At 45.6% G+C, this 22,203-nt stretch carries 19 protein-coding genes, 3 tRNA genes, 2 rRNA genes and 1 pseudogene; all 25 read right to left on the reverse strand.

Translation table 11 applies throughout. From position 1 onward, the window contains the following. A 23S ribosomal RNA gene (locus MMY81_RS26310) occupies positions 1-421 on the reverse strand; the annotation flags it as partial. Positions 422-564: 143 nt separating this feature from the next. Beyond that, positions 565-640: transfer RNA gene (locus tag MMY81_RS26315), tRNA-Ala, on the reverse strand. Between the two features lie 20 nt (positions 641-660). Next, positions 661-737, reverse strand: a tRNA-Ile gene (locus tag MMY81_RS26320). Between the two features lie 122 nt (positions 738-859). Next, positions 860-2,429: ribosomal RNA gene (locus MMY81_RS26325) — 16S ribosomal RNA — on the reverse strand. A gap of 325 nt (positions 2,430-2,754) precedes the next feature. Continuing rightward, on the reverse strand, positions 2,755-4,257 hold the full coding sequence (gene lysS / locus MMY81_RS26330; protein WP_252315131.1) for a lysine--tRNA ligase: 1,503 nt from the start codon (positions 4,255-4,257) through the stop codon (positions 2,755-2,757). Between the two features lie 110 nt (positions 4,258-4,367). Then, positions 4,368-4,865 (reverse strand): 2-amino-4-hydroxy-6-hydroxymethyldihydropteridine diphosphokinase, encoded by a 498-nt coding sequence (gene folK / locus MMY81_RS26335; RefSeq protein ID WP_252315132.1) that lies wholly within the window; start codon positions 4,863-4,865, stop codon positions 4,368-4,370. Next, positions 4,866-5,225, reverse strand: coding sequence for a dihydroneopterin aldolase (folB, locus tag MMY81_RS26340; RefSeq protein WP_252315133.1), 360 nt, complete (start codon positions 5,223-5,225; stop codon positions 4,866-4,868). Further along, a complete protein-coding gene (gene folP, locus MMY81_RS26345) occupies positions 5,218-6,057 on the reverse strand; it encodes a dihydropteroate synthase (protein WP_252315134.1) in 840 nt (279 codons plus the stop codon). The genes folB and folP overlap by 8 nt, the downstream gene beginning before the upstream one ends. Before the next feature lie 23 nt (positions 6,058-6,080). Beyond that, positions 6,081-6,944 carry an aminodeoxychorismate lyase gene (pabC, locus tag MMY81_RS26350; RefSeq protein ID WP_252315135.1) on the reverse strand — a complete coding sequence of 288 codons (864 nt, stop codon included), beginning with the start codon at positions 6,942-6,944 and terminating at the stop codon, positions 6,081-6,083. 3 nt (positions 6,945-6,947) lie between these two features. Beyond that, positions 6,948-7,532 (reverse strand): aminodeoxychorismate/anthranilate synthase component II, encoded by a 585-nt coding sequence (gene pabA, locus MMY81_RS26355; protein WP_120191238.1) that lies wholly within the window; start codon positions 7,530-7,532, stop codon positions 6,948-6,950. Beyond that, a complete protein-coding gene (locus tag MMY81_RS26360; protein ID WP_252315136.1) occupies positions 7,529-8,992 on the reverse strand; it encodes an anthranilate synthase component I family protein in 1,464 nt (487 codons plus the stop codon). Before MMY81_RS26360 ends, pabA begins: the two co-directional genes overlap by 4 nt. Positions 8,993-9,058: 66 nt before the next feature. After that, on the reverse strand, positions 9,059-9,988 hold the full coding sequence (gene cysK / locus MMY81_RS26365) for a cysteine synthase A (protein WP_120191240.1): 930 nt from the start codon (positions 9,986-9,988) through the stop codon (positions 9,059-9,061). Between the two features lie 163 nt (positions 9,989-10,151). Continuing rightward, complete coding sequence (gene hslO, locus MMY81_RS26370; RefSeq protein WP_252315137.1) at positions 10,152-11,048, reverse strand: Hsp33 family molecular chaperone HslO; 897 nt, start codon at positions 11,046-11,048, stop codon at positions 10,152-10,154. Positions 11,049-11,069: 21 nt separating this feature from the next. After that, on the reverse strand, positions 11,070-11,840 hold the full coding sequence (locus MMY81_RS26375; RefSeq protein WP_252315138.1) for a type III pantothenate kinase: 771 nt from the start codon (positions 11,838-11,840) through the stop codon (positions 11,070-11,072). 77 nt (positions 11,841-11,917) lie between these two features. Further along, positions 11,918-14,014: an ATP-dependent zinc metalloprotease FtsH gene (ftsH, locus tag MMY81_RS26380; protein WP_252315139.1), complete on the reverse strand. Its 2,097-nt coding sequence runs from the start codon at positions 14,012-14,014 to the stop codon at positions 11,918-11,920. Next, positions 14,011-14,609, reverse strand: a pseudogene (hpt, locus tag MMY81_RS26385) (hypoxanthine phosphoribosyltransferase). The gene ftsH and the pseudogene hpt overlap by 4 nt, the downstream one beginning before the upstream one ends. Positions 14,610-14,774: 165 nt before the next feature. Beyond that, positions 14,775-16,172 carry a tRNA lysidine(34) synthetase TilS gene (gene tilS / locus MMY81_RS26390; protein WP_252315140.1) on the reverse strand — a complete coding sequence of 466 codons (1,398 nt, stop codon included), beginning with the start codon at positions 16,170-16,172 and terminating at the stop codon, positions 14,775-14,777. Further along, positions 16,156-16,602: a threonine/serine exporter family protein gene (locus MMY81_RS26395; RefSeq protein WP_253076121.1), complete on the reverse strand. Its 447-nt coding sequence runs from the start codon at positions 16,600-16,602 to the stop codon at positions 16,156-16,158. The genes tilS and MMY81_RS26395 overlap by 17 nt, the downstream gene beginning before the upstream one ends. A 21-nt stretch (positions 16,603-16,623) precedes the next feature. After that, positions 16,624-17,382, reverse strand: a complete 759-nt coding sequence (locus tag MMY81_RS26400; RefSeq protein ID WP_245960883.1) for a threonine/serine exporter family protein — start codon at positions 17,380-17,382, stop codon at positions 16,624-16,626. A gap of 170 nt (positions 17,383-17,552) precedes the next feature. Then, a tRNA-Met gene (locus MMY81_RS26405) sits at positions 17,553-17,629 on the reverse strand. A gap of 135 nt (positions 17,630-17,764) precedes the next feature. Continuing rightward, entirely contained in the window at positions 17,765-18,208 is a 444-nt protein-coding gene (locus tag MMY81_RS26410; RefSeq protein ID WP_252315141.1) for a S1 domain-containing RNA-binding protein, read from the reverse strand. Between the two features lie 116 nt (positions 18,209-18,324). Then, the gene (locus MMY81_RS26415) at positions 18,325-18,714 is read right to left on the reverse strand and encodes an FtsB family cell division protein (protein ID WP_252315142.1); all 390 of its coding nucleotides are present in this window, start codon (positions 18,712-18,714) and stop codon (positions 18,325-18,327) included. A 158-nt stretch (positions 18,715-18,872) separates the two neighbouring features. Beyond that, positions 18,873-19,133 (reverse strand): RNA-binding S4 domain-containing protein, encoded by a 261-nt coding sequence (locus MMY81_RS26420; RefSeq protein WP_120191248.1) that lies wholly within the window; start codon positions 19,131-19,133, stop codon positions 18,873-18,875. A 14-nt stretch (positions 19,134-19,147) separates the two neighbouring features. Then, a complete protein-coding gene (gene mazG, locus MMY81_RS26425) occupies positions 19,148-20,230 on the reverse strand; it encodes a nucleoside triphosphate pyrophosphohydrolase (protein ID WP_252315143.1) in 1,083 nt (360 codons plus the stop codon). 11 nt (positions 20,231-20,241) lie between these two features. Beyond that, positions 20,242-22,128, reverse strand: coding sequence for an oligosaccharide flippase family protein (locus MMY81_RS26430; protein ID WP_252315144.1), 1,887 nt, complete (start codon positions 22,126-22,128; stop codon positions 20,242-20,244). Between the last annotated feature and the right edge of the window lie 75 nt (positions 22,129-22,203).

Raw genomic sequence — 22,203 nt, forward strand, 5'->3', positions numbered from 1 at the left:
GTACTCAGGATCCACTCCGGAGGATCAGCGATTTCGGCTACCGGGCTGTTACCGTATCCTGCGGGCCTTTCCAGGCCGCTTCGCCTATCGCTGATCTTGATAACTCCGATGGAGTGTCCTACAACCCCAGGATGCAAGCATCCTGGTTTGGGCTGATTCCGTTTCGCTCGCCGCTACTCAGGAAATCGCATTTGCTTTCTCTTCCTCTGGGTACTAAGATGTTTCAGTTCCCCAGGTCTGCCTTTATCTACCCTATGTGTTCAGGTAGAAATACTATCGGATTAACGATAGTGGGTTCCCCCATTCGGACATCCCCGCCTCACAGCTCACTTACAGCTCCGCGGGGCGTATCGCCGTTCGTCGCGTCCTTCATCGGCTCCTAGTGCCAAGGCATCCACCGTGCGCCCTTTCTTACTTAACCGTTTTTCCGTAAAAAAACAGCTGGCGCCTGCTTACGCAGGGCTTGCTTGGTCTTTTTTGTTTCGTTGTCGCTATCCAGTTTTCAAGGAACCAATAGAGAGCACAATAATGGCATTAGCCATATGCTCTTGTTCTTATTTTTTATGGTGGAGCCTAGCGGGATCGAACCGCTGACCTCCTGCGTGCAAGGCAGGCGCTCTCCCAGCTGAGCTAAGGCCCCATAGGTATATTAATTTATGATGGTGGGCCTGAGTGGACTCGAACCACCGACCTCACGCTTATCAGGCGTGCGCTCTAACCAGCTGAGCTACAGGCCCATCCTATAATTAATATCAGAACAAACTTCAGAACAAAATTGTCCTCTCAAAATGGAATGAAAACAACTGCGCGCACCCCGGACCGGTGGTCCGGGGTCGATCCACGAATCAATGCTCCGTAGAAAGGAGGTGATCCATCCCCACCTTCCGGTAGGGATACCTTGTTACGACTTCACCCCAATCATCTGCCCCACCTTCGGCGGCTGGCTCCCAAAGGGTTACCTCACCGACTTCGGGTGTTGCAAACTCTCGTGGTGTGACGGGCGGTGTGTACAAGGCCCGGGAACGTATTCACCGTGGCATGCTGATCCACGATTACTAGCGATTCCGGCTTCATGCAGGCGAGTTGCAGCCTGCAATCCGAACTGAGAATGGCTTTGCGAGATTGGCTCCACCTCGCGGTTTCGCATCCCTCTGTACCATCCATTGTAGCACGTGTGTAGCCCAGGTCATAAGGGGCATGATGATTTGACGTCGTCCCCACCTTCCTCCGGTTTGTCACCGGCAGTCACCTTAGAGTGCCCAACTAAATGCTGGCAACTAAGATTAAGGGTTGCGCTCGTTGCGGGACTTAACCCAACATCTCACGACACGAGCTGACGACAACCATGCACCACCTGTCATTTTGTCCCCCGAAGGGGAACCTTCTGTCTCCAGAAGTAGCAAAAGATGTCAAGACCTGGTAAGGTTCTTCGCGTTGCGTCGAATTAAACCACATGCTCCACCGCTTGTGCGGGCCCCCGTCAATTCTTTTGAGTTTCAGCCTTGCGGCCGTACTCCCCAGGCGGAGTGCTTAATGCGTTAGCTTCGGCACTAAGGGCATCGAAACCCCTAACACCTAGCACTCATCGTTTACGGCGTGGACTACCAGGGTATCTAATCCTGTTTGCTCCCCACGCTTTCGCGCCTCAGCGTCAATAACAGACCAGAGAGCCGCCTTCGCCACTGGTGTTCCTCCACATATCTACGCATTTCACCGCTACACGTGGAATTCCACTCTCCTCTTCTGCATTCCAGTTCCCCAGTTTCCAATGACCCTCCACGGTTGAGCCGTGGGCTTTCACATCAGACTTAAGGAACCGCCTGCGCGCGCTTTACGCCCAATAATTCCGGACAACGCTTGCCCCCTACGTATTACCGCGGCTGCTGGCACGTAGTTAGCCGGGGCTTTCTGGTGAGGTACCGTCAGGGGGCGGCCCTGTTAGAACCGCCCTTGTTCTTCCCTCACAACAGAGCTTTACGATCCGAAAACCTTCATCACTCACGCGGCGTTGCACCGTCAGACTTTCGTCCATTGCGGATGATTCCCTACTGCTGCCTCCCGTAGGAGTCTGGGCCGTGTCTCAGTCCCAGTGTGGCCGATCACCCTCTCAGGTCGGCTACGTATCGTCGCCTTGGGGAGCCCTTACCTCTCCAACTAGCTAATACGCCGCGGGCCCATCCTCCAGTGCATGGCCCGAAGGCCATGCTTTTACAAGCAGATCAGGTGATCTGCTTGATTATCGGGTATTAGCTCCGGTTTCCCGGAGTTATCCCCGTCTAGAGGGCAGGTTGCCCACGTGTTACTCACCCGTCCGCCGCTCAATTCCCCGGTTTTCCTCCGAAGAGGTCCGCCGGGTGCATGCGCTCGACTTGCATGTATTAGGCACGCCGCCAGCGTTCGTCCTGAGCCAAGATCAAACTCTCCATGAAAGTTGATACTTAGTTCTTGCTGGTCTTACTTGCGCAGCAGGCCTTGCCTGCCGCGACTTGTTGTTCGCGCGTTGTTTTCATTCCATTTTCAAAGGACACGTGTTTTGCTGCTTCGCCTCAATTTGGCGACTTTATTATATTAACATTCTATCTTTTATATGTCAATACTTTGAGTGTTAACATTTTATTTGCTTTGCTGTTGCTCTAAAGCAACGTTTACTAATATATCATCGTACTGCTTAACTGACAAGTCTTTTTTCTATATTTCTAAAAAAAATATTAAAAAAGTAAAAGCCGGCTCATTCGGCCGGCTTCTCTCAGCTATTTACTGGTCACTATGCTGTTGGTTTCTCATCTGCGGGAACAATAATACATCTCTAATGGAAGGAGAGTTTGTTAAGAGCATGACAAGTCGATCCATTCCAATGCCCAGACCTCCGGTTGGCGGAAGACCATATTCCATTGACTCCAGATAATCAGTATCCATCATATGGGCTTCGTCGTCTCCCTGTTCTCTTTCCTGTACCTGTGCTTCGAAACGCTGACGCTGATCAATAGGATCATTTAATTCTGTAAAAGCGTTGGCGTGTTCTCTTCCTACAATAAATAACTCAAACCTGTCCGTAAATCTTCCGTCTTCCGGATTCTTTTTAGCCAGCGGCGATATCGCTACAGGGTGACCATAGATAAAGGTAGGCTGAATCAGCTTTTCTTCAACAAAGTATTCAAAAAACTCATTTACTACATGTCCAAAGGACATACTTTCTTTGATAGGAACATTATGTTCTTTAGCAAGCGCGCGTGCTTGCTCATCGCTCATATCTTCCCAGAAATCTACGCCGGTTTCTTCCTTAACAGCATCCACTATATGCAGTCTGCGCCATTTTGGTGCCAGATCTACTTCCAGCTCTCCGTACATAACTTTTGTTTTGCCCAGAACATCTTGAGCTATGTGGGCAATTAAGCTCTCCGTTAAATCCATAATGTCATTATAATCTGTGTACGCTGCATAAAGTTCCATCATCGTGAACTCGGGGTTGTGACGCGTAGATATCCCTTCGTTTCTAAATACACGGCCCACTTCATATACTTTCTCCAGTCCTCCGACAATAAGACGCTTTAAATGAAGTTCAATCGCTATTCGTATATAAAGTTCCATATCAAGCGCATTATGGTGGGTAACGAACGGCTTCGCCGCGGCTCCACCGGGAATGGAATGAAGCATAGGTGTTTCTACTTCCAAATAGCCTTGATCATCGAGGTATCTTCTCATTGACTGCATGATTCTGCTCCGAAGAACAAAAGTATCTCTTACTTCCGGATTAGCAATCAAATCCAAATAGCGCTGACGATACCGCTGCTCTACATCCCTGAGTCCGTGGAATTTATCAGGAAGCGGACGAAGGGACTTCGAGAGAAGGTGGATAGAAGAAAGTTTCACTGACAGCTCGCCTACTTTGGTTTTGAATGCCGTACCGGATACTCCAATAATATCGCCGATATCAAGATCCTCAAACAGTTCATACATTTCGTCGCCTACTGCATCTTTTCTTACGTATATCTGTACCTGACCGCTCAAGTCCTGAATATGGGCAAAACCGGCTTTCCCTTTTCCGCGCTTTGTCATCACACGTCCAGCTAAAGATAATACTGTATCTTTCGTTTCCAGCTCTTCTTTTGAGAAATCTCCAAATTCTGTTTGAACCGTATCCGCCGTATGGCTGCGGTCAAACCGTTCTCCAAAAGGGTCTTTTCCTTCTTCCTGCATTCGCGCTACTTTTTCTCTTCGCACCATCATTTGATCGTTGTATTCTATTTCCTCACTCACAGCTATCTCTCCCCGACTTGCGTTTTTAATCATATTTAAGGGAGCTGAGCCTTTTTGGGGCCAGCCCCCGTTGCTGCTTTGTATACGTGCTCTACATCACTTATGCTATGTCAGCCAGCCGTCTGTTTGTCCATACAGGCGTACCCCTGCTTTTTTTCTGCAGGCAGACTGCTCAGCCAATGCTTTACTTCATCTGTCTTTGAGTTTGATACAACATCCATAAGCGGAATCAGTACAAATGCTCGTTCGGCCATTCTCGGATGAGGAATACTTAACTCTTCCATCATAATATTTTCATCATTATAAAGCAAAATGTCAAGGTCTATATTCCGAGGGCCCCAGCGCACATCTTTGATTCGACCCATTTCCTTTTCAATGCTCTGCGTCACCTGCAATAACTCTTGTGGCGGACTGGACGTAACTGCCTTTAAAACCAGATTCAAAAAATCTGCCTGGTCCGTAACCCCCACCGGTTTTGTTTCATAAACATTAGAACAGTCCAACACGGCAATCGTTTCTGTTTTCTGCAAAAGCTCTATTGCAGTTTTCAATGCCTCGTTACGATCTCCAACGTTGGAACCCAGGCCCAGAAAAATCTCTTTCTGCATTTATCTGGTCCTCGTAATCTCAATAGCTACATGGTCATAATGACCTGGAATCGGCGGATCCGGTTTAATCACCTTTACCGTTACGCTCTCAATGATAGAAAATGAGGCAAACAAACTGGATGAAATCTGCTCTGCTATGGTTTCAACTAAATCATACGTGTTTTCTTCAACAGCTCGTTTCACCGTTTCATAAGCTTCTCCATAGTTAACACTTTTATCGATGTTATCTTCCCGCGCTGCTTCTTTTAAGTCTGTTTCCATGACCAGATCAACACGAAACCGCTGACCCAGCTTGTTTTCTTCCGGAAATACTCCATGGTAGGCATAAAACTCCATTCCTTGGATATAAATCTTATCCATCTTCGCTCATCCTTTCATTTCTAAGCATTGCATCCATCATAAGAGCTGTTCTTTTCATTTCCAACACATCATGAACGCGGACAATGCTGCAGCCCCTCTCAATACCGAGACTCACGGTTGCAGCAGTTCCCTCCACTCTTTCCGCTGAGGGAAGGTTCAATGTTTTAGCAATAAGAGACTTTCGGGAGCTTCCTAGAAGCACTGGGTAGCCAAGATCTGTAAATTCCCGCATCCGGCGCATTGCTTCTAAATTCTGTTCATATGTTTTAGCAAATCCAATACCAGGGTCTAAAATAATATACTCTTCCTTTACCCCAGCTTTTTTACATATATTCACACTTTCAGAAATATCTTTTTTCATATCTTCCATTAAGTCGGTATATTCTTTATTATCCCGGTTGTGCATAAGAATAATGGGCACATCGCACAGAGCTGCTGCAGAAGCCATATCAGGATCAGCTTTGGCCCCCCATATGTCATTGATAATGCCGGCTCCGGCAGCCACTGCCTGCTTTGCCGTTTCTGCTTTATAGGTGTCAATGGAAATAGGAACATCGAACCTCGAAGCAAGTGCCCGGATTACGGGCAGTACCCGGTCGAGCTCTTCTTCTACGGATACCGGCTCATAGCCAGGACGCGTCGATTCTCCGCCAACATCAATAATGTCTGCTCCATTTTCAATCATTTCGCGGGTTCGTTCTATTGCATTTTCAATTTGATTGTACCGGCCGCCGTCTGAAAAAGAATCCGGGGTAATATTAAGTATTCCCATAATGTAGGTTCGCGTTGAAAGGTCCAGGGAGTGATTTCCCCATCGGATAATCCCGCTCATTATCATTGCTCCTTGCTTAGATTCTATAGTAAATCTTTAAAAGACCAGGCAGACCGCCTCGCCTCAGCATAGTCGGAGGCCAGTTCAAAAGATACGCCTGAATGAAATGGATAAGTTTGCTTATCTATTTCCAGCAGGGGGCTGATTTCCTGGATAGAGTTGGTTACGAAGGCTTCTTCTGCCTCTATCAGCATTTCTTTGGAAAAGCAGCCCTCCCGGATATAATAACCCCGCTTTTCTGCCAGCAGCATAACAGCCTTTCTTGTAATTCCCGGCAGAATACCCGTTTTAACAGCAGGAGTATAAAGAGTGGTACCCTTCCTCCAGAATATGTTGGATACTATTCCTTCCGCTACATATCCTTCTTTTGTTAAAAAGAGGCCCTCTGTACCAGAAAGTCCCCGTATCTCATTTTTGCCGAGAATGCTGTTAAAATAATGATGCGATTTTAAGCGGACTTCTGACTCCGGGGTATTTCTTTTTGTTTCCAGAATCTGTCCTTTTTTAGGCAGAAGGTGTACTCCCGTGCATTCCTCCAACGGCTTCGCATAAATGATCACTTCCGGGTGATCATACTGCCCCTGATCCAGCCCTAAAGGACCCGGACCGGCTGACACGTTAAATCTCACGTATGCATTATTCCAATTGTTTGCTGAAAGTACCTTTTTGATTTGTGCTTGTACCAGAGTCCGATCATATGTCCATTGAATATTCATCTCGAGAAGGCCGCGCTCCAGCCGAAGCATATGTTCATCCAATAAAAAAGGATGCCCGTCATACACCCGAAAGGTTTCAAACTGTCCAAGGCCATACATAAAACCATGTTCAAATACAGAAAGACGGGCTTCGCCCGCCTTCTCAACAGCTCCGTTCTTTAGTACAAACATTATTTATACTCCCTGCGGAAGGGTATGAGTGGAAATAAAATTCTTCAAAATAGTTTTCCCTACATCCGTCATAATCGACTCGGGGTGAAACTGCACCCCTTCTACTGCCAGCTCTTTATGACGAAGGCCCATAATTTCTCCTTCTTCCGTCCATGAAGTAACTTCCAGGCAGTCGGGAAGCGTTTCTTTTTTTACAATCAGCGAGTGGTACCTTGTGGCTGTAAACGGATTGCTCAATCCTTTATAAATGGTTTCTCCATTATGATGCATGGCGGATGTCTTTCCATGCATCAGGCGTTCTGCTCTGACTACGTCTCCACCAAATACCTGGGCAATCGATTGGTGGCCCAGGCAGACTCCAAATATAGGAATAGTGCCGGCAAAATGTTCCACAGCCTGCATACTGATCCCAGCTTCATCAGGCGAACAGGGACCCGGGGAAATCATAAGAAAATCCGGCGCCAGTGCTTCAATCTCTTCAATCGTTATCTGGTCGTTACGCCTTACCACCAGGTCTTCTCCCATTTCTCCAAGGTACTGAACCAGGTTATAGGTAAACGAATCATAATTATCAATCATTAAAATCATTGTATATTTCCTCCTCTGCTCATCTCTTCCTCACTCAGCTCTTTTGCGGTCCAAAGCGCTTTTGCTTTTTTGAGGCATTCTTTAAACTCTGCTTCAGCATGGGAATCAATCACAATTCCCGCCCCGGCCTGGACATAGGCCATACCATTTTTTGTGATCATCGTGCGGATCGCAATGTTTAATTCAGTGTCTCCATTATACCCAATCCATCCAATAGAGCCAGTATAAACGCCTCGACGTACTTGTTCAAGTTCCTCGATTATTTCCATTGTCCGCACTTTAGGGGCCCCGGTAATAGTTCCTCCGGGAAAAGCTGCCCGGATCATGTCGTAGACATCCATATCGTCTGCCAGCACACCTTTAACATTAGAAACAATGTGCATAACATGGGAATACCGCTCAATTACCATCAGTTCGTCAACTTCCACCGAACCGAATTGGCAGACTCTGCCCAGATCATTTCGTTCTAAATCCACCAGCATAATATGTTCAGCACGTTCTTTTTCCGTAGTAAGCAGCTCTATTCCGAGTTCATGATCGGCCTTTTCATCCATTCCCCGGGATCTGGTTCCTGCAATCGGCCGGGTCGAAGCTTCCCTCCCGCGCTTTTTGATAAGCAGCTCAGGAGAACCATTTACGAGCTGAAAGTCCGGAGTATGAAAATAGCCCATGTAAGGGGAAGGGTTTATTTCCCGCAGTTTCCTATAAATATCAAATGGATCGCTTCGAAGAGGCTTCCCTTCCCGCAGGGACAGGTTCACCTGAAATACATCTCCCTGCGCAATATATTCTTTTACCTGCTCCACTGCTTCCGAAAACTCAGCCTGCTTCCAGGAAGCTTCCTGCGTCCGTTCTCTGACGCCCGCTTCTTCGTAAATAGCATCGGCTGACGGATCTTCTTCTACCGCGGTCAGCCAGTTATTCATCATTTGATCGAGTTTATCCTCATCATTTTCTTCTGCGCCTGCGAGACGAAGCACCCAAAGCTTCTTTTTCTCATGATCATATACAGCTGCTTCTTGAAACGCTTGAAAAAAGCAGTCCGGCGTATCCAGATCATCTGCTGTCGTTTCTTCCAATTGTTCAATATATCTAATGTAGTCGTAGCTTATAAATCCAAATAACCCGCCCTGAAAGTCCGGAAAATCCGGTACGGTTTCTACAGCGTATGTTTTCATCCATTCTTTCATCTGCAAAAGAGGATCTCCCGTTATATGAAAGGCCTCTTCTGCTGTTTGCACAGTTAAATGATTATCTTTTCCTGTAAATAAAGCAAAAGGGTGCAGGGCTGCAATGCTGTAACGGCCTCTTTGTCCACTTTCTAAAATAACATGATACTCACATGTGCGGCTCAAAGACGCATAGGCTGAAAAAAAACGGGCTTCTGGAAAATCAATAGATCTTCCGGAGACCCGGTATGCAGCGCTGGCTGCTGGAAGTGATGCTAATTGAGGCTCCATTGTCCTCCCCCTTTGATCAAAAATAAAAAGAGCAGGACCGTTTCGCCCTGCTCCCGTTTCTTATTTTTATTGCTCGTCTTCAAAGTTGTAAAGCGGCGTGCTGAGGTACCGTTCCCCATTACTTGCAATAATAGCAACCACTTTTTTACCTTTTCCGAGTTTCTTTGCTTCCTGAAGAGCCACATAAATGGCAGAACCGGAAGAAATACCGCCGAGAATACCTTCTTCTCTTGCTGCGCGGCGTGCATATTCAAATGACTGTTCTGTCGTTACCTGAACGACTTCATCATAAATATCCGTATTAAGAATTTCAGGTACAAATCCAGCGCCAATACCCTGGATTTTGTGAGGACCTTTCTGCCCTCCGCTTAATACTGGAGAATCTGCCGGCTCAATAGCGACAATACGCATGTCAGGATAATGCTCTTTAAGCAGTCCGCCTGCACCTGTAATTGTTCCGCCGGTACCAATACCGGAAACGAAAGAATCGATTTGTCCGTCTACCTGCTCGAGCAGTTCTTTACCTGTTGTCGCACGGTGAATAGCCGGGTTCGCTTCATTTTCAAACTGCTGCGGCATGAAATAACCGTTTTCTTCTGCCAGCTCATGAGCTTTGCTGATTGCTCCGCCCATTCCTGCTGGTCCCGGTGTAAGTACTAGTTTCGCGCCATAAGCACGAAGCAGATTACGGCGTTCCATGCTCATTGTTTCCGGCATAACGAGAATAGATTTGTAACCTTTGGCTGCGGCTACCATAGCCAGACCGACGCCTGTGTTTCCACTTGTAGGCTCTACAATCGTATCGCCTTCCTTCAGCCTGCCATCTTTCTCTGCCGCTTCAATCATTGCCATACCAATCCGGTCTTTTACACTGCTTCCCGGGTTCATAAATTCAAGCTTCAGGTACACATCGGCATCATTTTCTCCGGTAAGACGGTTAAGCTTAACCATTGGTGTTTCGCCTATTAGCTCTAAAACATTATTTGCTACTCTCATGTAAATATCCTCCTCGACAATACCAAGTAATTTCATTGGTTTTATTGATTATATATTATCAGTCTTTTAAAACGGTGTCAATATAGGCATTCTCTATTTTCTGAGTATTCCTTTGCTTTTGAAAAAGGAACCTAATCAAAAATGATCAGATCCCTTTAGGCATTTACTGTACACGGTTTTCTTTCTTTTCTGCTTCTTCGCGGATATCTTCCAGCTCAGGTACATCAAAGTTATATATTTCATTACAGAAGTGACACTGGGTTTCAGCCCCGCCGTCTTCTTCAATCATATCCTTGATTTCATCACTTCCAAGAGAAACTAGAGCATTTGTAATGCGTTCCTTTGAACAGTGGCAGGAAAAGGAGACATCGTGCTTCTCCAAAAAGTTAATATCGGTTCCAAAAATCGTTTCAAGCATTTCTTCAGGTGTTTTACCCTTTTCAATCAGCTTTGAAACCGGGGGCATATTTTCAATTTGTTTTTCCAGCGCTTCAATCGCCTCTTCTTCTGCGCCCGGCATCAGCTGGATAATAAATCCTCCTGCTGCTTTGATACTGTTGTCAGGATTAACGAGAACTCCAAGCCCGACAGAAGACGGAACCTGCTCGGACGCCGCAAAATAATAAGTGAAATCTTCACCGAGTTCACCAGAAACAATGGGAACGGTGCCGGTAAAATGATCTTTCATTCCCAGGTCTTTTACTACAGCCATATGACCGCCGGTACCAACTGCCTGTGCTACATCGAGCTTGCCATTTGGATTTAAGTCAAAATGAACCTGCATATTATGAGCATAGCCCCGCGTATTGCCGTCGGATGTGCTATCTACAATAATAGGCCCCATTGGACCTCCGCCTTCAATTTTAATCGTCAGCTTATCGTCTCCTTTCAGCATTGCTCCCATCATCGAGCCTGCTGTCATCGCACGCCCTAAAGCAGCAGCTGCTGTCGGCCACGCCTGGTGGCGCTGGACTGCTTCATTTACCATATCAGTTGTATTAACTGCATAGGCCCTGATTTTATTATCAAATGCTGTTGCTTTTACTAGATAATCGCTCATGTGTTCTAACATCCTTTCTTCTCATTCTTTTGTGTTTTTTTGGTAAATAGAGTGAAGGCCGGAAAGAGTGAGATAGTTATCTATTTCATCTATTTCTTTGGTTTCCCGGCTGAGCCATTCAGCCGTTGTCCCTGTAGCAATAGTATACGCTGGTGACCTCTGCTCTTCTTTTATCTTCCGGATAACACCATCTACCTGGGAGGCATAGCCGTAATACATGCCTGCCTGCATAGCTTCTACCGTGCTTTTGGCCGTAATACGGGCGGGCTGCTTCCATTCAATTTTTGGCAGCTTGGCCGCTTTTTCATATAAAGCTTCTGTAGAAAGGTTCAGCCCTGGGAGGATAACGCCTCCCTGATACTGACTGTTTTTATCAATATAGCAGAATGTCGTTGCGGTTCCAAAATCCACCACGATCAAAGGCGGTGCTTTTTTTTCAAGAGCAGCTACCGCATTGACAATACGATCTGCTCCGACTTCTTTAGGGTTTTCATAACGAATATTTAAACCCGTTTTCACTCCCGGCCCTACAACTAATGGAGAAAGATCAAAGTAATCTTTACATAACCGGCTCATCGTATTCATTAATGACGGAACAACAGATGAAATGATAATACCCCTGATTTGCTCTATTTTCCAGTTTTTGAACTGAAAAAAAGAAAAAAGCTGAAGTCCGTACTCATCAACCGTTCTATTTTGATCAGAGGAAAGACGCCAGGTATCGACCCTGATATCGTCTTTAAATAATCCGAACGTAATTGTCGTGTTCCCAATGTCCATTCCCAGTATCATATTTGTCCCCTATCATTTCAAATAATCTGCCTTTAAGTTAAAAGAGATGCCGCGGAGGGCATCTCTTTTTTTATTCATTATGATTTACGATCGTCATCGGAAGGCGGTTCATTTGTCCAAGGTGTAGCATTTTCCTTTGGATTTTCAGGATTTGCTTCCTTTTGCTCTTCTTTTTCCTGAGCTTCAGATGTGTCATCTGAAGAAGATCCGTTGTCATCTTCACGATCTGAAGACGACTCTTCTGCCTGGTCTTCTTCTGACTGATCTTCCTGTTCCGGCTTATTAACTACTTCCACTTCATCATCACTCTTGTTCAAATGATGATTTTCTGGAAGCTTGCCTTCTTCAACAAGCGATTCAATCTGCTCTGCATCCAGCGTTTCCAGTTCCAACAGCTGCTGTGCTACAAGCTCAAGCTTGTCTTTATGCTCTGTTAGAATTTGTCTGCAGCGCTCATAGGATTCTTTAATAAAGCGCTGGACTTCCTGGTCGATTTCGTAGGCAATTGCATCACTGTAATTTTGTTCATTCTGCATATCACGGCCGAGGAATACCTGACCGCCGGATCCGGAACCGAATTGAAGCGGCCCAAGCTTATCACTCATGCCGTATTCTGTTACCATTTTCCGGGCGATAGCAGTAGCACGCTGAAAGTCATTATGGGCACCCGTACTTACTTCGTTAAACATAACTTCTTCTGCTACGCGTCCGCCAAGAAGGCCGACAATCTTATCCAGCAGTTCAGGCTTTGTCATGAAGTAACGGTCTTCTCTTGGAAGCATAACCGCATAGCCGCCGGCTTGTCCACGTGGAACAATAGTTACTTTGTGAACCATATCCGCATTTCTAAGCTTCACGCCGACCACTGTATGACCAGCTTCGTGATGGGCCACAATTTGTCTTTCTTTCTTCGAAATAACACGGCTTTTCTTAGCAGGACCGGCAATAACCCGGTCAATAGCTTCATCTACGTGGCTCATTCTAATCTTATCCATGTCGCCGCGGGCAGTGATAAGCGCTGCTTCGTTTAAAAGGTTTTCCAGATCTGCACCGGAAAATCCTGGTGTTCTCTGGGCAATCGCTTTTAAGTTAACGTCATTTGCAAGCGGTTTGTTACGAGCATGAACCTGCAGGACTTCTTCTCTTCCTTTTACATCGGGAAGACCTACCATAATCTGGCGGTCAAAACGACCGGGACGAAGAAGGGCGGGGTCAAGTACATCCGCACGGTTGGTAGCAGCAATCATAATGATACCTTCATTTGCACTGAAACCATCCATTTCAACAAGAAGCTGGTTCAGCGTCTGCTCACGTTCATCATGCCCGCCGCCGACACCGGCTCCACGCTGGCGTCCTACTGCGTCAATCTCGTCAATAAATATAATACATGGAGCATTTTTCTTTGCGTTTTCAAACAAATCACGTACACGGGAAGCACCAACACCTACAAACATTTCAACGAAGTCCGAACCACTGACTGTAAAGAACGGAACTCCTGCTTCTCCGGCTACTGCACGTGCAATAAGTGTTTTACCTGTACCTGGAGGTCCTACAAGAAGTACACCTTTAGGAATACGTGCTCCCATGTTGGCGAACTTGCGTGGATCTTTCAGGAAGTCAACTACTTCAATTAATTCCTGTTTTTCTTCATCTGCACCCGCTACGTCTTTAAAGCGGGCTTTTTTCTTATCTTCCTGATACAGCTTGGCTTTACTCTTACCAAAGTTCATCACTTTGTTTCCGCCGCCTCCGCCGCCTTGCGCACGGCTGAAGAGGAATAGGAATAAAAGAATAATAATCACAAATGGAATAGCAGTAACAAGCAGGTTGGACCAGATACTTGGTTCATCTGCCGGCTGTGTATTGATCGTGAGCGCATTTCCATCCGGGCCCTGTGCGTTTAGTATCAGCTGAGTATTTTCATCGGTCATTGGAAGGTAGGCTTCAAATGCTTCTCCCTCTTCCATGCCCTGTTCCTGTCCTTCAACTAAATACACTTCTCCTTCAGGCTGGAGGGTAGCTGACTCAATTTCATTATTTTCAAGTTTGGTTATCAATTCGGTGGTGCTCATTTCTTCTGTGGTCGTTTGATCGCCACTCAAAAAGCTGAAAATACCGATAATGACCAAAAACAAAAGCAAATACACCACAACGTTTCTAAACATTCGATTCATTCCTGACCTCCTTCTGTAAGCACTCGCGGTATTCTAAAAGTTTCTGATGCCGCTGCCTCATTGTTGTAAATTTTCGGTTTTAATACTCCTATATATGGAAGGTTTCTATACCGTTCTGCGAAATCCAGACCATATCCCACCACGAAGCATCCGGTACGATAAAGCCAGCTACATCCGGTACAAGATCGACTTTTCTTCCATCAGGCTTATCAAGCAGCGTAATGATTTTTACTGATTTTGCCCCACGGTGTTTAATCAGGCTGATCAAATAGTTGAGCGTAATGCCGCTGTCGATAATATCTTCCAGAATAATGACGTCTCTACCTTCTACTGTTGTATCGAGGTCTTTAATAATTTTAACTTCCCCTGAAGATACAGTACCTTTACCGTAGCTTGATACATCCATAAAATCGATTTCAAGATGTGTTTCCACTCTTTTAATTATGTCAGCCATAAAAGGAAGAGCTCCTTTTAGAACGCCTATAACCAGTGGAAAACGGCTGTCGTATTCTTCTGAGATGGCTTTTCCCATCTCTTTAATCTTTGTTTGGATCTCTTCTTCGCTGATTAGTATGTGCTCAATATCGTCATGCATCAGAATCGCTTAAGCCTCCCAGAAAATTCATTATATCAATATACATTAAAAAATAGGGCGAATACCCGGCTTTAATCATATCATGAATAAAGCATGCATTTCATCCTTCACGTCTTGAAAACTGTACGAACCATTCTTTTATAATACCTTTTCTTTCCGCTGAACCTAGTTCTTTTGGCACTTAAATAAAATAGTACTGTGCTCCACCGGTGTTCTTTGGAATCTTTTTGTTTTAGCAAGCATCGGCACCCACAAAATGGTTTCATCGAAAGCAGCAACGACAGGCCAGCTGTCTCTTTGTTCTTTTGGCACTTTTTCATCGATAAATAAACGGTTTAATTTCTTTCTGCCTGTCATTCCCGCTATATGGAGTTTTTCTCCCTGTTTTCTTGACCGGACCAGCACCGGCAGCCTCAGCTCCGACTCTGCTACGCAGAACACATCACTCCGCTCCGGATCGACCGTACCATCATACCGGCCGGCCGTAATTGTCCACTCGTTAAAAGAGACGCTTCCCGGCACCTCTAAAAGTTTTGGGGCTTCCGTCTGCACTAATGGGGCTTCCGTGCTGTCTTGAAGGTAAAATGTGCATGTATCATATGTCCGCTTAACCAACACTCCACCTCCCCAATTAACAACAAAAGATGAGGCTGGTTTATAGAGAAGCGAAAGCAGCTGTTCTATATGTATAGTAGAAACGGCCGTGTGTTGATTTTTGCAAAGATAAGTTAATAGTAGAGGAATAACCCTTCTTTGTAAAGCCAAATGAAGGGCTTTCCAACCACTTATAGAAAACGTCAAAGAATGTTCATTTTGGTGGAGAATCAGCCCGCGGGCTTCTTTTTCTGCTGCCTCTTTAATAAACAGCCTTTCTGTCGAGACCCATTCATTTAAGGTTTGAAAATGCTCCCTGGCTTCTTTGTTTTCATGAAGAACAGCCGGCAGGGCATGGTGTCTGATGCGGTTTCGTGCGTAGGCATTTGAATTATTGCTTTTGTCTTCCTTAAAAGGAATCGAGTGTTGTTCGCAATAAGCATAGATAGATTCCTTGCTTACTTCAAGCATAGGCCTGATAATCCTTCCGGCTTCCTGATTACGGGAAGCGGATACGCCGACTTCTTCCCAAAGCGCGCGGCCCGACGTTAGCCGCAAAAGCATTGTTTCTATTTGATCATCTCCGTGATGACCCGTGGCCAGAACATTAGCTCCGCATTGTTTCATCACTTTTTCCAAAAATTGATACCGCAGCAGCCGTGCCTGTTCCTGTACTCCTTTTCCTTGAGCAGATAAATATTCTTTTACAGGAAGCGTTTCTGTATAAAAAGAAAGAGAGCGGCTTGCGCAGAAGGCTTCTACCATTTCTTTTTCTGCTGCTGCTTCGTCTGGACGAAGGCCGTGATCAGCATGCGCCGCCGATACCGAAATCTGCAGGGAATCCGCAAGTTCACTGAGCACATAAAGAAGCGCCATAGAATCCGCTCCACCCGATACAGCGGCTACTACATGATCGCCTTTCTGAAGCAGAGAGTGTTTTTTGATAAACGCTTCAATTTTCTGTTTCATAGCGCTGTCCTACTCCTTTTCCAATCGAAAATAAGGAAAGGGCAAATACAAGCCCTGCCGCTATTGCTCCGGCCTGCATAAAAGTCTGAACCCCCTGCTCGAGTCCTCTAATATGATTTTCTTCTACAAAAGCGAGCATAGTGGAATAAGCTCTGCCTCCCGGTACCAGCGGAATAATTCCCGGAATGGTAAACATTGTAACCGGGACCTTTTTCCATATAGCCAGCCAGTGAGCAGCAAAAGCAGCTACAAAGGCTGCCGCTGCCGCTGCAAACACCGGGCTCATACCTAATTCCGGAAGCGTACTGTAAACAATCCATGCAGCTACTCCTGCAGCTCCTCCCCACCAAAGCAGCCGGAGAGGGATATTAAATATTACTCCAAAAGCTACCGTGGCGATAAAACATATCAGCCATTCCATAACAATCATTTTCTTTTCCTCCAGACACTACTACATGTAAAAGATAGAAAGCGCAAGGGCTACCCCCGCTGCAATAGATAAAGAGGTAACCATAGCTTCTGATCCGCGGGCTACGCCGGCTACGAGGTCTCCTGACATTAAATCACGGACAGCGTTTGTCAGAGGGACACCCGGTACGAGCGGAATCAATGAGCCTATAATAACCTGATTTAATTCTGTACCAAATCCTCCATTAACCATAATCAAAGCCATAATACCGCCGGTTAAAGCAGCCGCAAATTCCGCGAAGAATTTCACTTTCAGCACTCTTTGTATAAGAACCAGCGTGATCGTCGTAGCGGTTCCTCCAATAAACGCTGGAAGCATATCAAAATAACTGCCTCCGACCAGATAAGAGAAAGCACCGCCGCCAATACCCGAAGCTAGATAAATGAACCAAAGCGGATAATGCATCGGAGCATCTTTTATCGCTTTCAAACGTTCCTGTGTTTCATCGAGGGTAATATCCCCGTATGTGAATTCTCTGGCGAGCTGATTGACTTCCGTCACTTTCCCCAGATCCTGGTATCGTTCTTTAATTCGAATCATCTGCATACTGTCGTAATCTTCTTCTGTTTTAAAAGAAAGGAATATACCAGTCGTGGTGACAAAGCTGTGGACATTATTCATTCCGGCTGCTTTCGCCATTCTTACCATTGTATCTTCCACTCTATATGTTTCTGCTCCATAGCGGAGCAGCAGCCTACCGCTCAGAAGACAGATGTCCATTGTTTTCTTCCCACGAACCACGTTATTCCCTCCATCTGTTCCTTATTTTCTTGAAATAAACTATACCTTATATATAAGCTGATGAATATACATTTAAAACACATTGGATACAAAAAAAACCGCACCTTTAACTGGCACAGTTTTATTATCAACAGACATTCTTTTATAGAGAATATTCTTCATATTATATTTGGTAGCGGCGGAGGGAATCGAACCCCCGACCTCACGGGTATGAACCGTACGCTCTAGCCAGCTGAGCTACACCGCCAAATTAGCAACATCCGTAATTATAAACAATGCATCAGGCCGCGTCAACACTTTTCTTTCTTCCACTTCCTAAAGACATTAAAAACCATGCCGGTTTTTTAACATGCAGATCCGGCATGGTTTTAGGCAGGGTTGTTTATTTTCGTGACTGTTTTCCCCGTTTGTTATCTGTCTGCTTCCTCAGCGAGGATAAACGCTCTTCACTGTCTTTCATGAAATTGTTCATTTTATCTTCAAATGACAGGGGCCTGGGTTTACTGTTTCCAGAAGATCCGCTGCGCCGGCTGTTATCTTTAGGACGGGCATTCGAAGCACGAACCGGTTTTGGCCGGCTTTCGGGCGGACGGTCCACAGCCTTGCGGATAGACAGGCTGATTTTCCCGCTTTCTTCTACCTTCATGACTTTTACAGTAACTTCATCTCCAACATTAACAAAGTCTTTAATATTGTCCACGTATTTATCTGCTACTTCACTAATATGAACGAGCCCGGTTTTCCCCTCCGCCAGTTCAACAAACGCACCAAAATGAGTAATGCCCGATATTCTGCCCTTTACTTTATCGCCTGATTCTATGGCCATGTAGAAATTGCTCCCCTTCAAATGTTGATAAAAACAGTAAAGCTGTCAGCTTCTTCCTTAAAACAGCGTCCTACGTTTACATTGTATGAAAAGGTTATACTGCCTGAAGATATTTCTTATTCAGCAGATTCATCCGGCATTTTGTACAGCGTTTCGTTTTGTTTTGTAAAGTAATAGTCGCTTCTCGCTACTTCTGCAATGTAATCCAGGTCATGATAATTTTCTATGTCCTGTCTCAACTGTTCTTCCTCGGCCTGCATTTCCGTGTACTGTTTTTCTAAATTTGTTCTTTCTGTTTCCTTGGCATGAAGCGTCTGCCACTGTGTGATAAGAATAACAGCCAGTACTACAGCGATAATGGAGCCCGTGACGGCCATTGCTGTTAAGCGGCGCCGAAGCCCTTTTTTCCGCTTGGATTGAATGGCATCCTGAAGCTGTTGTTCCCGTTCCTGCTGACGAACATATGACTTGTTAATTTCTGTTACTTTCCTACTGTTAGAACCCAAGACCTTCATCCCTCCTTCTGTTACTATTTTTATATATTATATTAGCGGTGAGCTATATATTTTCAGAACTGTTATACAATAACCAATTACTATCATCATAACGAAGGAGGAGGGGTCTTTCAATATAAAATTGTATAAATTATGCAATTTTCTTTTTATTAGCTGCCCGGTGTCTCTTCTTTTAGAATAGTATACATATTTTCTGCAGCTTCTTTTTTGGTTGTATCTTTAATTTCATCAACTGAAAAGGTAATCGTTTTGCTGGCGAAGCGGATGGACACTTCATCACCGGGCTTTACTTCCGTTCCTGCTTTCGCCTGATGTCCGTTCACTTTAATCCTTCCCTGCGCCGCCACTTCTTTAGCCAGCGTTCTCCGCTTAATCAATCGGGATACTTTTAGAAATTTATCTATTCTCATTATTATACTCTCCCTTATTTTCCGTTCTCCGTCCCATACCGCTGCTCAAATTTCCGATTAGCTGTATGAAGCGATTCTTCCGGGTGAAGCTTATGATGGTTAGCTATATTCACAAGCACAAAAAGCACGCTGCCAAACGCCTCTTTCTGCTGTTCTTTATCCGTACCCTGAAGTGCTTCTTTCCACTCCTGCAATTCTGTTTCAACCATTTCCCAAAGAAGAGGCTCTTCCTTCCACGGTCTTCCATGCTTTGCGGCCTGCTTTTGAAGCTCGGCCGACCTCATCAATGCTGGAAAAGAAACGGGAACATCCAGGCTGCCTGTTTCTTTGTCCGAGCCCGCGCGCTCCCCCTGCTTAATTTTTTCCCAATTCCGGTTTACTTCTTCACTTGTTTCTGCCTGAATATCTCCAAAAACATGAGGATGGCGGCGGATCATTTTTTCATTAAGCGTCCCTACAATGTCTTCTATGGAAAAAAAACCTTCCTCTTCTGCAATACGCGCATGAAGCATAACCTGCAGAAGCACATCGCCCAGTTCTTCCTGAAGATGCTCGCCATCCTCTTCATCTACAGCATCAATCACCTCGTACGCTTCTTCAATCAAGTACCTCTTTAGTGAGGCATGTGTCTGCTTTTGATCCCATGGGCATCCGCCCGGGCCGCGGAGGGTGCTGATAATTTCTTTTAACTTTCCAAATTCCCGGTATAAAAGAGCCTCTTCTTTTATCGGCGGCACGTAAAGCGCTGTTAAATTGCTGATCCCGGTGCGGCGGTCCAGTTCAAACAGCGGAAATGTTTCCAGTTTTTCCTCCGATGTTCCTGCAGCCGTAACGAGCGTCACCTCATAATCGTCCGGATATTTTTCCATTAGAGTGAGCTTTGTATTAGAGGCACTCATCTGGTCATACACCTGCGAAATAAGTATATGCTGGGTCAGCATAAGCTGCTCCGGTACAAGAGCTGTTGCATCCAGCAGTTGAAAGCCATCATTGGGATCGACCCGGAGTGCCGAAAAGGCAGGATCCAGAAAGCTCTGGCCTCCCTGAATACGAAGCTGTATGGTGCCCTTTTTTTCTTCTTCTATTAAACGCTGCACCGTCTCTTCGGCTACAAGCGGGTGACCGGAACAGCATAAATAAATGCCTCTTCATCTACCTCAAGCAGTTTTTCTACAATCTGGGCATATACATTTCCAAATTGGTTATTTGCTTCATAAATATGGTCAAAACTTTGAAAGGCAATACCCTCTTCCTCAAGCATGGCAACAGCCGGATGCTCTTTCGTCCGCAGGTATACATGTTCAGCCCCGCGCAGCTGTTTATACACGCCAAAACTCATCTGGTCTGCCTCTCCGGCTCCGAGGCCGATAATCGTAATATATTTCATGCTACTGGTTTCCCCCTTTCGTAATGACTGTAGTTTTTTTACTCCTGGAAGCATTTTTTGTTCTTCTTTTGTAATAACCTGCATCATCGCCGTAAGGCATAAAAATAATACCCCTCCTGCAGCACAGGTTATCAACGTGAAGCCGGCAGCCAGCAGCCGATTTTCCCCATGCATAAGCTCTTCTCCGACGGTCATTAGAAAATAAAGAAACAGGCTCATGCCGGCGAGTGCCGCTGATGCTTTTCCAAGCCACCCTATCGAAAAGACATCGATCATGTTTTTTCGGTAAATCCAGTATATGTTAACGGCAGCCGTAACCCCCAGACCGGCTACTGTCCCTATGGCGGCTCCATGTGTTTCCAGCAAGGGGATTAGAAGCATATTACAGATAAGCTTTACTACAAACCCTGCTGCAAGTGAAATAGCAGGGATTCTAAAAAAACCATTTCCCTGCAGAACAGCGGCTGAAATCATTACCGTTCCACTCATAACCAGAGCCGCAGACAAGGTACGCAGCACCCCGGTTCCATTGTCATTGGTAAACAACATAATATTAATAGGCTCCGCTAAAATAATCATCCCGCCTGCAGCGGCGGCCCCCATTAAAAAGCTGACTTTCATCATTAAGGCGGCGTAATAACGAGCGGCGGCAGCTTTTCCTTTTATTCTTTCTTCCTGAAGAAGCGGAACCAGCACCATGGCAAAAGAGGAGGCAATAACCGTACCAAACTGAAGCAGAGGCTGGCCCCGGTCGAAGACCCCTTTTGCTATCATCGCTTCTTCTCCAACTGCTCCGTTCATCTGCAGTATCCGGACTACCGTAAACGCATCAATCATTTGATACAAAATAAACAAAAGCGATCCGAGGCATACAACAAGTCCCTGCGTAAGAAGCACTTTCGTATGCTCCGGCATTCTATGTACTGCATTTTTGTGCGACATCGGCTGCAGCCCGGTTTTTTTTCTATTTTTACCCAATAACCAGATCAGCACCAGCACGCTTACGACACTTCCCAATACCGACCCTGCCGAGGCTCCTTCCCCGGCATCATATGCTCCATTGCCAAACGTTACAGCAAGCCAGGCAAATACCAAAATCCCCGCCACTCTGATAAATTTTTCGGCCACATGCGAATAAGCAGTAGGTTCCATTTGATTCATTCCCTGAAAGTACCCTCTCACTACAGAAAGAACCGGCACCGTCAGCAGAACGTAAGACATGGTCCTGAGAGCCCCCGCAAGTTCGGCGTCCCCCATAAACAGAGCAATAGTCTCTGCGCCGATGTAAAACAATACAAAAAGAACAGTAAAAAGCAGAGACAGAATATAAAAAGCCGACCAGGCTGTCTCTTTTGCTTCCTGCATTCCTTTATCCACTCTTGCATCAACGATCATTTTGGAAATAATCACCGGAAATCCGTACATAGCTATGACCATCGCGGCACCGTATAAAGGATATACCTGCTGATATACGTAATACCCCAGGTCTCCTGTCATATTTTGATACGGCACTCTATATAATGAACTCAGTACTTTTCCTATAACAGCGGCCCCGGATATAAACAAAGCACCTGCCCAAATTTTCCGGCCCGGGCTCTTTTCTTCCATTGCATTCGCTCCTTTTCCGTTCCCAGTATAGCATACGGCGCCCCTGTACCTGCTGCTGCCTTCATAAAAAAAGCC

The organism is Sinobaca sp. H24, from assembly GCF_023845525.1.